The organism is Clostridium sp. BIOML-A1 (assembly GCF_009874105.1).
Taxonomy (GTDB): domain Bacteria; phylum Bacillota; class Clostridia; order Lachnospirales; family Lachnospiraceae; genus Coprococcus.
In genome coordinates this window covers 1-13,530 of record NZ_WWTL01000021.1, presented here as the reverse complement: position 1 = coordinate 13,530, position 13,530 = coordinate 1, and the positions used below count along the sequence as shown (strand labels likewise).

13 protein-coding genes and 2 tRNA genes are annotated in these 13,530 nt (G+C 42.3%); all 15 read right to left on the bottom strand.

The genetic code is table 11. From position 1 onward, the window contains the following. Window positions 1-102 precede the first annotated feature (102 nt). The 15 genes from GT641_RS12700 to GT641_RS12630 all read right to left on the bottom strand — a co-directional run bounded on the left by GT641_RS12700 (window position 103) and on the right by GT641_RS12630 (window position 13,329). Window positions 103-191 (bottom strand) — tRNA-Ser (locus GT641_RS12700). Window positions 192-238: 47 nt separating this feature from the next. Then, window positions 239-324, bottom strand: a tRNA-Ser gene (locus GT641_RS12695). A gap of 123 nt (window positions 325-447) precedes the next feature. Next, a complete protein-coding gene (ispD, locus tag GT641_RS12690) occupies window positions 448-1,146 on the bottom strand; it encodes a 2-C-methyl-D-erythritol 4-phosphate cytidylyltransferase (RefSeq protein WP_008400253.1) in 699 nt (232 codons plus the stop codon). A gap of 128 nt (window positions 1,147-1,274) precedes the next feature. After that, a complete protein-coding gene (tsaD, locus tag GT641_RS12685; RefSeq protein ID WP_044944772.1) occupies window positions 1,275-2,306 on the bottom strand; it encodes a tRNA (adenosine(37)-N6)-threonylcarbamoyltransferase complex transferase subunit TsaD in 1,032 nt (343 codons plus the stop codon). Window positions 2,307-2,335: 29 nt separating this feature from the next. Further along, entirely contained in the window at window positions 2,336-3,244 is a 909-nt protein-coding gene (locus GT641_RS12680) for a ribonuclease Z (protein ID WP_008400255.1), read from the bottom strand. 94 nt (window positions 3,245-3,338) lie between these two features. After that, entirely contained in the window at window positions 3,339-3,557 is a 219-nt protein-coding gene (locus tag GT641_RS12675) for a hypothetical protein (protein WP_008400256.1), read from the bottom strand. A gap of 108 nt (window positions 3,558-3,665) precedes the next feature. Further along, window positions 3,666-4,169: a ribosomal protein S18-alanine N-acetyltransferase gene (gene rimI, locus GT641_RS12670; RefSeq protein WP_008400257.1), complete on the bottom strand. Its 504-nt coding sequence runs from the start codon at window positions 4,167-4,169 to the stop codon at window positions 3,666-3,668. Beyond that, a complete protein-coding gene (gene tsaB, locus GT641_RS12665; protein WP_119963498.1) occupies window positions 4,162-4,872 on the bottom strand; it encodes a tRNA (adenosine(37)-N6)-threonylcarbamoyltransferase complex dimerization subunit type 1 TsaB in 711 nt (236 codons plus the stop codon). Before tsaB ends, rimI begins: the two co-directional genes overlap by 8 nt. A 4-nt stretch (window positions 4,873-4,876) precedes the next feature. After that, window positions 4,877-5,308 (bottom strand): tRNA (adenosine(37)-N6)-threonylcarbamoyltransferase complex ATPase subunit type 1 TsaE, encoded by a 432-nt coding sequence (gene tsaE, locus GT641_RS12660; RefSeq protein WP_192919858.1) that lies wholly within the window; start codon window positions 5,306-5,308, stop codon window positions 4,877-4,879. After that, on the bottom strand, window positions 5,305-5,784 hold the full coding sequence (locus tag GT641_RS12655) for a dCMP deaminase family protein (protein WP_044944606.1): 480 nt from the start codon (window positions 5,782-5,784) through the stop codon (window positions 5,305-5,307). The genes tsaE and GT641_RS12655 overlap by 4 nt, the downstream gene beginning before the upstream one ends. Before the next feature lie 97 nt (window positions 5,785-5,881). Then, window positions 5,882-7,096, bottom strand: a complete 1,215-nt coding sequence (locus GT641_RS12650) for a homoserine dehydrogenase (RefSeq protein WP_008400261.1) — start codon at window positions 7,094-7,096, stop codon at window positions 5,882-5,884. A gap of 38 nt (window positions 7,097-7,134) precedes the next feature. Then, a protein-coding gene (gene prfB, locus GT641_RS12645) for a peptide chain release factor 2 (protein ID WP_161117729.1) occupies window positions 7,135-8,245 on the bottom strand; the annotation gives its coding sequence in 2 pieces (ribosomal slippage) (window positions 7,135-8,169 and window positions 8,171-8,245; 1,110 coding nt in all). A gap of 45 nt (window positions 8,246-8,290) precedes the next feature. Beyond that, window positions 8,291-10,864, bottom strand: a complete 2,574-nt coding sequence (secA, locus tag GT641_RS12640) for a preprotein translocase subunit SecA (RefSeq protein ID WP_008400263.1) — start codon at window positions 10,862-10,864, stop codon at window positions 8,291-8,293. A gap of 277 nt (window positions 10,865-11,141) precedes the next feature. After that, window positions 11,142-11,669 carry a ribosome-associated translation inhibitor RaiA gene (gene raiA, locus GT641_RS12635; protein ID WP_119963495.1) on the bottom strand — a complete coding sequence of 176 codons (528 nt, stop codon included), beginning with the start codon at window positions 11,667-11,669 and terminating at the stop codon, window positions 11,142-11,144. Window positions 11,670-11,979: 310 nt separating this feature from the next. Beyond that, window positions 11,980-13,329: a C40 family peptidase gene (locus tag GT641_RS12630; RefSeq protein WP_161117728.1), complete on the bottom strand. Its 1,350-nt coding sequence runs from the start codon at window positions 13,327-13,329 to the stop codon at window positions 11,980-11,982. Window positions 13,330-13,530 lie beyond the last annotated feature (201 nt).

Genomic DNA, 13,530 nt, shown 5'->3' with positions numbered 1-13,530 from the left:
TCTGTTACGTTCTTTTTGAAATTCTTTATTTGGAATTTCAGGGTTGTCATGTTGTTAATTTTTCAAGGTTCTTTGTTTTTCGCCTGTACCAGTAAAACTTAACGGAGAAGGAGGGATTTGAACCCTCGCGCCGCTATTAACGGCCTACTCCCTTTCCAGGGGAGCCCCTTCAACCGCTTGGGTACTTCTCCTAGTATCAAGCGCTTGAACTTTCCATCTTTGTTTATTGAAAAGTCAGCGGAGAGAGAGGGATTCGAACCCTCGCGCCCTTTCGGACAAACGGTTTTCAAGACCGCCTCGTTATGACCACTTCGATATCTCTCCATCCAGTTGTTTAAGTCTCCTTTTGACCGGCGACTTGTATATATTAGCACTTCTGTTTTTCTATGTCAACACATTTTTTCAAATATTTTCATTTTTTTGCAGCCGGCTTTTTCAGGTGCTTTTCTACGCCTGCTTTTGTAGAAATTCCTGTCCGATGCGCATATCCTCCGGCGTCGTAATCTTTATATTTGTATAGCTGCCCTCGATCACTTTCACCCGAATCTCGCCGTATTCCTCTACTACCATTGTATCGTCCGTTACCGGCAATGCTCCATCTACCCGTTTCTTCATCATCTTCTGATAACACTTCATCAGGCATTTGTAATCAAAGCTCTGCGGGGTCTGGATCTGCCACAGACACTCTCTTGCAGGTGTCGCCATTCCGATCTGATTTTCATTCACAATCTTGATCGTATCCTTTACGGGCATGCCGACTGTACATGCTTTATACTCTGCCAGTGTCCGGATTGATCTTACGATCATGTCCTGTGTCACAAATGGTCTCGCACCGTCATGAATCATAACATAATCTGTCTCCGAGCAGGCTCGCAAACCATTATATACGGAATCATACCGGTTCTCGCCGCCTTCTACTACAGATACAACCTTTGTAAAATGATATTTCTCCACGATCTCATGTCTGCAATATTCCACGCTGTTTTTTCCTGTTACAAGAATGATGGCATCCACAGGACTTTCTTCAAAGGTTTTTAATGCATAATAAATTACAGGATAGCCTCCAAGCTCCATGAACTGTTTTTCAATTTTGCTGTGCATTCGGCTGCCTTTTCCTGCCGCAAGTATAATCGCCGTTGTCTTCATGTTTTCTCTTCTATCCTTTTATCTTTTTTGCCTTTACTATTTGTTTCTAAATTGTATTCTTTCACCAGATATTTACAAACGCTTACAATGCAGCAGAGTGATCTACATTCACTTCTTACCGTATCCTTCTACCGCTCGCCTAATTTCAGATTTGGAACTGCATTCAGATCCAGTCCGTGTCTGGTTCCTTTTATAAATTCATAATAACCGGCCGCTCCGATCATCGCTGCATTATCGGTACAAAGGATCGGCGCAGGATAATATAACCGAATTCCTGCTTTTTCACATGCCGCTTCCATTGATGCACGAAGTGCCGAATTGGACGCAACTCCACCTGCCAGCGCAACTTTATCCATGTCATATTTCTTGGCTGCATAGATGGTATGTTCTGTCAGCACATCCGTTACTGCTTTCTGGAAGGATGCCGCTACATCTGCGCGGTTGATCTCCTCATTCTTCATTTCTTTCTGATTGATATAATTCAAAACTGCTGACTTCAGACCACTGAAGCTGAAATCATATGCGGAATCGGAAATCTTTGCTCTAGGGAATTCGATTGCATCCGGATTTCCCTCTTTTGCAAGCTTATCCACCTTTGGTCCACCAGGATATCCAAGCCCGATAGCTCTTGCTACTTTGTCAAATGCTTCACCTGCCGCATCATCTCTGGTCACACCAAGGATCTCAAACTGTCCATAGTCTGTCACCTTTACCAAATGGGTATGTCCGCCGGATACAACCAGACACATAAATGGTGGTTCCAATGTCTTATCTTCTATAAAATTAGCGGCAATATGCCCTTCTATATGATGAACTCCTACTAACGGAATATTCTTTGCATAACTGATTGCCTTTGCCACTCCTACTCCGACCAATAGTGCTCCGACCAGTCCCGGACCATATGTTACTGCGATCGCATCTATATCATCCAGTGTACAATCTGCTTCCTTCAGTGCGCTCTTTATTACCTGATTCACCTTCTCGATATGCTTTCTTGACGCTATCTCAGGAACAACGCCACCATACAGTGTGTGAATGTCGATCTGTGAATATATAATATTTGATAATACTTCTCTGCCATTCACAACAACAGCTGCCGAAGTCTCATCGCAAGATGATTCGATTGCCAGAATCTTTATATCTTTTTTCTCCATTTTCATCTTCCTCTTTTTCCTGTTTACCGCATGTTTCATTCTTCAAACTTTAACGTTGTCTCCATCCGATCTTTTCCTGCAACCGCAGCCGGAAATATCTTTCTTACTTCATCTATATACTGCATCGGTTTGATCAGCGACGGACTGTAATGTGTCAGCCACATCCGTTTTACTTCTGCCTCTTTCGCAATCTCTGCCGCCTCATACATCGTCATATGCCTGTGGGAGACTGCTTTTTCATATTTATCCGGCTCCCCATACATACCTTCGCAGATAAACAAGTCTGAGCCTGCCGCATGTTTTGTAATAAGTGGTGTCGGACGAGTATCTGTACAATATGTGACCTTAAGTCCTTTCCGGTCCGGTCCCATAACCATATCCGGTGTATAGAGCCTGCCGTCCACTTCTATCGTCATGCCCTTCTGCAATGTATTCCAGATCTGCATCGGAACCTCCTGCGCACGCGCACGTTCCACATCAAATTTACCGGCACGGTCAAGTTCAAATGAATATCCATAACAGGTAACATTATGGTTTACTCGATATGCATTTGCCCGCAATCCACATATCTCAAATTCTTCTTCCTCTTCTGTCAGTTCTTTGAACTGAATCTCAAACGGAAGCTCCGGTGCGATCACACGTAGAGAATTCACTACTCGCTCCAGCCGTTTCGGACCGACCATCAGAACCGGGTCCTTTCGCTCTGCGTTTCCGATCGTCAGAAGCAATCCCGGCAGTCCGCTGATATGATCTGCATGAAAATGCGTGAACAAGATCACATCGATCGGTTTAAAACTCCACCCCTGCTGTTTGACTGCTACCTGCGTTCCTTCACCACAATCAACTAATATAGAGCTGCCATTGTATCGTATCATCATGGATGTCAACGCTCTGTACGGAAGTGGCATCATTCCGCCTGTACCAAGCAAACATACATCTAACATATTCTATCCTCCAACTTCTATCTCCGCTCTGTCTGTAAACCGCTTTTCCCGTAAGGAAAAAAGAGTCATTCTATATACAAATGACTCTCTGGTTCTACATATATTCTGCCGTTTCTTCTCTCTGTACCGGTACTGCAAAGCTGCCTGACAATCGATCATAGCAGTCTTCACATATACAGATCCTGTGGGTTTCTCCATCTTTTTTTGAGAAGTAGCCCCACTTTTTTGAAATTATAATTGCATCTTCCATCAAAATGTCATTTCTGACTGACAATTCTTTCCCACACATATTACAACGTATTACTTCTATCATGATCTCCTCCTGATCCTCCGATTGCCCGGCGGTCTCTGTATCTTTCCTATTGTCGATTATAATAAAAAAGGCACATCTTTTGTAGTGGGAATTCCTGTCATCTATATATTATGAATGTGAACACTTCAGTTCCATAATAACAGCATCTTCTGTTGGTTTTTTATAATAATCTTTCCTTCTGGAAATCTCATCAAAGCCTAGCGATTCATACATTGATATTGCTGCATCATTAGACTCACGAACCTCTAAGAAAATCTTTTCTCCATCGTCTTCTACACACATACGAATCATTTCCTTCATCAGTCTGTGTCCGATTCCGCATTTCCTGTAATCTTTATCAACAGCAATTCGAAGCAGTTCACAATCCTCGCATGGTGCGGTAAAAATACAATAACCAACCACCTTGTCATCCTTCGTTGTGTCAACTGCTGTAAGTACAGTATCATATGTTCCATACATGGATGTAGCAACCATCTGCTCATTCCAGGAACTCATAAATACTTTTTCTCCCAGAGAAACAATATCAAGCAACTGCTCCTCATCGCCTTCTCTTATCTCAATGTTGTCTAAATAGGGCCCCGCCGCCCCGCCATCACTGACGCTATTACTCATTTCCTTCACCTTTCTCTTTTCTTTCTCTTTCTGCCTGAGACATTCTCAGATATTCAGGAGCAAAATCGTCTCCATTTATATACTGTTCATGTGCATACCGGCAAGCTCCGGCATATGCGACTGATCCGGCTCTCTGTTTGTTCAGATGTGCCGGTGCCAGACACGCATGTTTCATCTTTGACAGGATCAGAGATCCATACACCTGTATGCCATCACCTGTAAACTGCACTTCTTCATCTTTTTCAAGAAGCAGATTGATCAATTCATTCACATCCATCGGTATCTGCTCCATCTCTGTAACCAGATTGCCTGATTTATCAAATCTGTACAATCCGGTATAGACCTGATTCCTTCTGGCATCCATGATCGGGCAGATAAGTCTGTCACTTCCCCAAAAATTATATGCAAGCCCTTCCAATGTCGGTACAGGTATGATCGGCTTATCAAGTGCAAGCGACAAGCCTTTTACTGTCGCCGCTCCGATCCGCAGTCCTGTAAATGAACCGGGTCCTGCTGCGATTGCTATGGCATCTACTGTATCAAGCTCAATGCCTGCTGCTTTTACAACCTCATCCAGCATCGGAAGCAAGGTTTGTGAATGTGTCTTTTTATTATTTACCGTAAATTCTGCAACCAGATTGTCATTTTCTAATAAGGCAACGGATGCAACCAGCCCTGAGCTGTCCAGAGCAAGGATCTTCATAGTTTTAAACCTCTTCTATCGTTATCTTTCTATAATCTACCCCTTTTTCAAGGTCTTTTTCAATCGTTATCTTCTGATAATGTTCCGGAAGAATCTCTTCGATCAGATTTGCCCATTCGATCAGACATACGCCATTACCATATACCATCTCATCATAGCCAATTTCTTCCATCTCATCTACATCTCCGATTCGATAGACATCAAAATGATATAGTGGAAGTCTTCCATCATCATACTCCTTTACAATCGTAAATGTTGGACTGTTCACAATATCATCGACACCTAGGCCTTTGGCAAATCCCTGCGAAAATATCGTCTTTCCGACACCCAAGTCTCCAAAGAAACAGAAAACCTGCCCCGGAGTAGCCTGTTCGCCAAGCTCCCGCCCGATTCTGTATGTGTCTTCTCTGCTGTTACTTTCCTTTACAATCATCATAAATCTATCGTAATCTTCTTTCCTTTTACTTCGTATGGTCGATAAGCAACCCCGGCCATATCAAACATTCTCTTCGATGCCATTGTACTGTCAGTACTTGCATATTTATCCGACAGATAGATAACCTCCTTTATTCCGCACTGAATGATCGCTTTCGCACATTCATTACAAGGGAATAAGGTTGAATAAAGTCTTGCATCTTTTAAACTGCCGCCTCTGTAATTCAGGATGGCATTCAATTCCGCATGGCATACAAAGAAATATTTATTGTTCAATGGATCACCGATCTTTCCCCATGGCATGATGTCATCTTCGCATCCGGCAGGCATACCATTATACCCTTCCGACAGAATACGATTATTATCGTCTACGATACATGCGCCAACCTGAGTTGACGGGTCTTTACTTCTCTCTGCCGACAGCAGTGCAATTCCCATAAAATACTGATCCCAGCTAATGTAATCGGCTCTTTTCATCGGTGTCCTCCTTTTCTTTCTATCTGAGTATCTCGTTATTTCCATATGCAGATAACACATTTTTCAACAGTCATCTTAGGTTATACAACTTTTTTCTCTAAAATGCTACTCTGATTATGCTGTAAATTTTATCTATTTTAGCTATAGCATCAGCAAAACTGCCCTCAGTCATGGCCGAAGTTATAAATGCAAGTTCTCCATCTATGCCTTCTGCTGTTACATATGTCACATCACCAAATAATTTCTGAACCTCTTCTTTGGTAATAGAATCCGCACTCACACGCACAAAGAAACGATTAACCGCATCTCTGAAATCACCGATTGGAAGCGGTTCTGCATCCCAGCTTGCCATAATATTCTTACCCATATGTTTTACTTCGTCTACAACATCGGATACAACGGCGGATGCTGTTGGAAGCTTTCCAGCTCCTCTTCCATAGAACATGATATCATCTACAACATTTCCATGTACAAATATGCCATTGAATACATCATGGATACCGGATAATGGATGGTTCTCATCCAGCATCATAGGTGCAACGAAGGAGTATAAGGTATCTCCTTCCTTTTTAGTCGTACCTACTAATTTGATCGATACGCCAAGTGCATCTGCATATTTGAAATCTTCTGTTGAAATCTTTGTGATTCCTTCTGTATGGATCTTAGTGTAATCCAGATGCTTTCCATATACGATAGAAGTCAGGATAGCGATCTTTCTACACGCATCTCCACCTTCTACGTCTGCTTCCGGATTTCTTTCTGCATATCCCAGATCCTGTGCCTGCTTCAGCACTTCATCATAAGATGCACCTTCCTGATCCATCTTGGTCAGGATATAATTTGTTGTTCCGTTTAAGATACCTGTGATCTCTGTTACTTCATCTGCTGTGATAGAGGTATTTAATGGACGGATGATCGGAATACCACCGCCAACAGATGCCTCAAATAAGAAATTCACATTGTTCTCTTTTGCGATCGCAAGTAATTCCGGTCCGTGAGAAGCTACCAGTTCCTTATTGGATGTTGCTACACTCTTGCCTGCTGCAAGGCACTGTTTTACAAATGTATAGGCAGGATTGATTCCTCCCATTACTTCAACAACAACCTTTACTTCATCATCGTTTAAGATGTCATTGAAGTCATGTGTCAGTATCTGCTGTACAGGATCTCCCGGGAAATCTCTCAGATCAAGAACATACTTGATGTTAATCTCTTCTCCTGCTCTCTTATTGATGATCTCATGGTTTGTATTGATAACCTCAACCACACCTGAACCAACTGTACCATAACCTAACACTGCTATATTTACCATGTGGATGTCTCTCCTTTTGCATTCTTTTTTGTATATTACTACTCACTCCGGCTGCACCATTTTAAATATGCATTCATAAATCCGTCGAGTTCTCCATCTAAAACTGCGGCAACATTTCCGCTTTCTTCGCCTGTCCGGTGATCCTTCACCATCGTATACGGCTGCATAACATAAGACCGGATCTGGCTTCCGAATCCATTCTCCAATATCTCACCTCGAATGTCCGAAATCTTATCCAGGTTCTCCTGTTTCTTGATCAGATACAACTTAGACTTCAGCATCTGCATAGCCTTGTCCTTATTCATATGCTGTGAACGCTCATTCTGGCATTGTACTACGATACCGGTCGGAATGTGCGTGATACGAACCGCCGATGATGTCTTATTGATGTGCTGTCCACCGGCTCCGCTCGATCTGTAAGTATCGATTCGGAGATCATCTTCATTGATATCCACTTCCAGATCTTCCTCTATCTCCGGTATCACATCGCAGGAAGCAAATGAAGTCTGTCGCTTGCCTGCTGCATTGAACGGTGAAATACGAACCAGACGATGTACGCCTTTTTCTGATTTCAAATATCCGTATGCATTCTGCCCGCTGATCTGGATCGTAACCGACTTGATGCCAGCCTCATCACCTTCCAGATAGTCAAGTACTTCCACCTTAAAACCATGTTTCTCCGCCCATCTGGTATACATTCTGTATAACATCGATGTCCAATCACAGGACTCTGTTCCACCGGCTCCTGCATGAAGTGTCATAACGGCATCATAACCATCAAACTCACCCGACAGCAGAAGGCTGATCCTGTAATTTTCGAATTCCTTCTGAAATGCAGTCAGCATCTCACCGATCTCCTCTATCATAGAGGAATCGCCCTCTTCTTCCGCCATCTGAATCAGGGTTTCGATATCCGAAAAATCCTGTTCCAACTTCTGATATTCCTCCAGCGAATCCTGCAGCTCCTTTAACTGCCTGGAAACACTGGTTGACTTTGCTACATCATCCCAGAAGCCCGGCTGTTCCATCTCATATTGTAATTTTCCTATGCTGTCTTTTCTGCCAGCGATGTCAAAGTGAATCCCTTACTTCCATTAATGGTTGTCTGTACTGATTCAGTGTGAACTTAAACTGGTCTGTCTCTATCATTAATTTCTCACCTACTTTATCGGTTGCAGCTGCAACACATTATTTCTATTCGTTCCGTCCGCAGCAGTTCTTATATTTCTTACCGCTGCCGCATGGACACAAATCATTTCTTCCGATTTTTTTTGCTTTCTTTACAGGTCCTCTGGATACAGTATCATCCTTGTTTGTTCCTGTAACCTTATTTACTTCTTCACGTTCAACCTTCTGTTCAACCTTAACACGGAGAAGCAGTTTTACTGTATCCTCCTGAATTGCTCTTGTCATCTCATTGAACATGTCATAACCGGCAAACTTGTATTCTACAACAGGATCTCTCTGACCCAGCGACTGAAGCCCGATACCCTGCTTTAACTGTTCCATATCGTCGATATGGTCAGTCCATTTTCTATCAATTACCTTCAGAAGGATAATACGCTCGATCTCACGCATATCTTCCGGACTTGGGAATTCTTTTTCTTTCTCATGGTAGAGTTCCACAGCCTCATTATACAATCTCTCTTTGAGTTCTTCTGTGTCACCCTTTTTAATCTCATGCTCAGTAAGTGCGATTGGTTCTGTAAATGGAATGATCTCACGGATCATATTGTCAAGCTCTACAATATTCCATTCTTCCGGTGCCGCTTCTGATGAGCATACGATATCCACACATGCACCGATATCATCCTTGAGCATCTTCAGGATAACTTCATGCATATCTTCACCATCTAAGACTCTCCGACGCTCCTTATAAATGATCTCTCTCTGTTCGTTATTTACACGATCATACTCTAACAGATTCTTTCTGATCGCAAAGTTGTTACTTTCAATCTTCTTCTGCGCCTTTTCTACGAAGTTCGAAATCGTCTTATGCTGAATCTCCTCGCCCTCCGGAATCTTCAATGTATCATAAAGGCTCATAACACGTTCGGAACCAAATAATCTCATCAGATCATCTTCCAGAGACAGGTAGAATTTGGATTCACCCGGATCTCCCTGACGACCGGAACGTCCACGGAGCTGATTATCGATTCGTCTGGACTCATGACGTTCTGTACCAATGATACGAAGTCCGCCAAGTTCAGCAACGCCCTCGCCAAGCTTAATATCCGTACCACGACCAGCCATGTTCGTTGCGATCGTAACTGCATTCTTCTGACCTGCTTCTGCAACGATCTCTGCCTCAAGCTCATGGAACTTTGCATTTAATACCTTATGTGGAATCTTTTTCTTGCTGAGCATATGGCTGAGTTCCTCAGATGCATCAATATTGATCGTACCAACCAAAACAGGCTGTCCTTTTCTGTAACTCTCATTGATCTGCTCAACAATAGCGTTTAATTTCTCTTTCTTTGTCTTGAAGATAGAATCCGGACGGTCAATTCTCTGTACAGGAAGGTTGGTCGGGATCTCTACAACATCCATGCCGTAGATCTCTCTGAATTCTTCTTCCTCTGTACTTGCTGTACCTGTCATACCCGCTTTCTTCTCAAACATATTGAAGAAGTTCTGGAATGTGATCGTAGCAAGTGTCTTGGATTCTCTCTTAACCTTTACATTTTCCTTTGCCTCGATCGCCTGATGCAGTCCATCTGAGAAACGACGGCCCGGCATGATACGTCCTGTAAATTCATCAACGATCAGAACCTCATCATCCTTTACAACGTAATCACGGTCACGGAACATCAGGTTATGTGCACGAAGTGCAAGAATAATGTTATGCTGGATCTCGATATTCTCAGGATCGGACAGGTTCTCAATATGGAAGAACTGCTCTACTTCCTTTACACCGTTTGCTGTCAGCATAACGTATTTGTCTTTTTCATTTACAAGAAAATCTCCGTCTTCCTCGATCGCTGTATTCATCAGCATATCCATCTTGGATATCTCGCCATCACCTTCACCACGCTTCATACGTCTTGCAAGGTAATCGCACATTTTATAAAGCTCTGTTGATTTACCACTCTGTCCTGAAATGATCAGAGGGGTTCTCGCCTCATCGATCAATACTGAGTCGACCTCATCGATTACGCAATAATGAAGTCCTCTTAACACAAGCTTTTCTTTATAGATAACCATGTTATCTCTTAAGTAATCGAAACCGAGTTCGTTATTTGTTACATAAGTGATGTCGCATGCATATGCGTCACGTCTTTCATCATTTGTAGATGAATTCAAAATAATACCAACTGTAAGTCCAAGAAACTCATGAACCTTACCCATCCATTCCGCATCACGCTTTGCCAGGTAATCGTTAACTGTTACGACCTGAACACCCTTGCCCTCCAGTGCGTTTAAGTATACAGGAAGTGTAGATACAAGTGTCTTACCTTCACCGGTTTTCATCTCGGCGATACGTCCCTGATGTAATACAACACCACCGATCAACTGTACTCTGTAATGCTTGATGCCAAGCACTCTGTATGCAGCCTCTCTTACAACTGCAAATGCTTCTACCAACAGATCATCAAGAGTTTCTCCATTTGCAAGTCTATCTTTGAACTCTGTTGTCTTTGCTCTTAATTCCTCATCGGACAATGCCTGCATATCAGAATCAAGTGCTTCTATCTTGTCCACAATAGGAGCGATCTTCTTCAGTTCTTTCTCACTATGTGTGCCAAATACTTTTTCAAATAATCCCATTCTATTATTCTCCTAACTGTTTTCTTGGTTTCGTATCCAAATCTTGTTACTCAGGGTACATAATACCATCATATGAAATTTATATCAAGAATGAATCTGAAAAGCTTTGGTAAAGCATTATGAAATAACGCTAAAACCCGATAACTTTTCACGCAAAAAAGAGCCGCCAGCGTTGATATTCTGGCGACCCTTCTCTTTATCCATAAATCTCTGCAGCTACACATCTGCCGATCCTTTCGGATCTGCTTCTGTAAGCTTCCTGTGTGGCAGGTTGAGATTAAAATTCCGGTTCGATCAATCCGTATGTGTTACCCTTTCTCTTATAGACAACATTTACTTCTTCTGTCTCAGCGTTTCTGAATACATAGAAATTATGTCCAAGCAGATCCATCTGGATGCATGCATCTTCCGGATACATAGGCTTTACTGCAAATTTCTTGCATCTTACGATCTTGATCTCGTCATCTTCATCTGTTTCTTCTTCTACAAATGAATTCTGGAGATATGCTGCATTCTGCTCCTTGTCGATCAGCTTCTTCTTATGCCTGTTCACCTGTCTCTCAATCACTTCCAGCACAAGATCGATCGATACATACATATCATCACTTACCTGTTCTGCACGAATGATATGTCCTTTCATAGGAATCGTAACTTCTATCTTCTGTCTGTCTTTCTCTACACTAAATGTAACCTGTGCAACAGCATCTTCTGCGAAATATTTCTCAAGCTTGGACAGCTTGTCATATACTGCATTCTTTAAGCCTTCAGTAACATCGATATTTTTTCCACTAATTATGTAATTCATGTTGCCCAACTCCTTCTTTTTCGGGGATTCCCGAATTGATAGTCTTATTATAGCATAAACCATCATTTTTTCAAGTCATTTTAAACAAAAGGAAGGCGTCTTCTTTCTGTTTTTTAGTCAAATTAACAATTAATTTATATAATTTATGAAAACTACACAAATGCATCTGTATCTTTTTTCTGTATGAAAATATATCTTTAGCTGTAAAGACCCCTTTCGATAAAAATAAAAAAAGAAAAGCCGGTACATATCGGGAGGAACAACATATCCTCTCACTATATACCGGCTTTTCTTCTATTTCTATAGTCCTTTATTGTCCAAGCAGTCTGACTGCCTTAACAGGTGTTCTGTAGTTATATACCGATGTCTTGATACCGGTTGCTTCTGTACTTGCATGTACTACCATGCCGCCACCTGTGTAGATCGCCACATGTCCGATATCTCCTTCTGAACCATAGAACAACAGGTCACCCGGTTCCAGTTCTGAAAGACTTACTTCTGTTCCGTAATAAGACTGAGCTGTTGCGGAATGTGGAAGTGAAATTCCAAAGTGTGCATATACTGATAATGTAAATCCTGAACAGTCAGCACCGTTTGTAAGGCTTGTACCACCATATACATAAGGGTTACCGACAAACTGTAATGCATAATTTGCAAGATCAACACCGGTCGATCCACTGGATGGTACAGGATCCGGAGTAGATGGAGCCTCTGTTGTAGGAGCTTCCGTCGCAGGTGCTTCTGTCGAAGGAGCCTCTGTCGTCTGTGAGCTTGAACTGCTGCCGTTGTCTGATGACTGACCGTCACCTGAGCTGCTGTTCTGAGCTGCCTGCTGCTGTCTCTGTCTCTCTGCCTCTGCTTCTTCCTGTTTTCTCTTTGCTTCTTCCTCTGCTGCTATTCTTGCAGCTTCTGCTTCCTCTACTGTTACAGCCTTTACCGTATTGTAGGATATCTCAACGTAATCGGAACTTACATATCCGCTTACACTGTCATCGATCTGGAGCTGTGTCCATCCGTCTGACTGACTTAACACTTCATATGTCTGTCCGCCGGGAATCTGGGTTACGCAATCACTGTCACCATCTGCCTGCTCACGAACATTCAAGGTCTCTGTTGTTATGGTAGCAAGCTTGCTGCAATGTTCTTCCGCATATGCTCCTGCATCATCACCGAACACCAGATAATCATTCTTTATGTATCCCTCGCAGTTACCGGATGCGATTTTCGTCCATGTATCACCTTTTTCTTTTACAAGAGCAATTCCGTTTGCTGCAAGTGTTCCAACCAGCTCACCATCTTCACTTGCGGTTGCTCTGATATTTACAGAATCGGAAACTGTTGTAAGGCAACGATCCTGAAACTGCGGATACTTACATGTCACTTCTTCCGCCTGTGCAGATACTGTTTTATCCTTTTTTGTTGTCTTCTTGCTATTCTTCTTATCAGCTGTCTCTGTCGTTGTCTGTTCTTCTGTCTTCGCAGATATTGTATCCTCTGTTGTATCCAACTGAACAGATTCTACATAACGATCAAGAACGGACGAGATACCGATATTGGAATCATCATAAACACTGTTTGCTTTTATCACACCAAATGCTGTCGTTGCTGCCAGACTTACGGTCATAACTGCAACTGAAATTCTTCTGGTTGTCTTCGACATTTTATTACCTCCCATACAAATGCCATGTTGCCAAACATTTGTTACGAAAATGTTACATTTCTGGTTCATTATAGCAACATTACTAATGCTTGTCAACATGGCAATTCATGGATTTTATACGTTTTGTAGGATTACAATACATGTGTTACAACTGAATATAAAAAAAGCAGAGATACTTCTTTTGTGTTATATTTTAGTCAC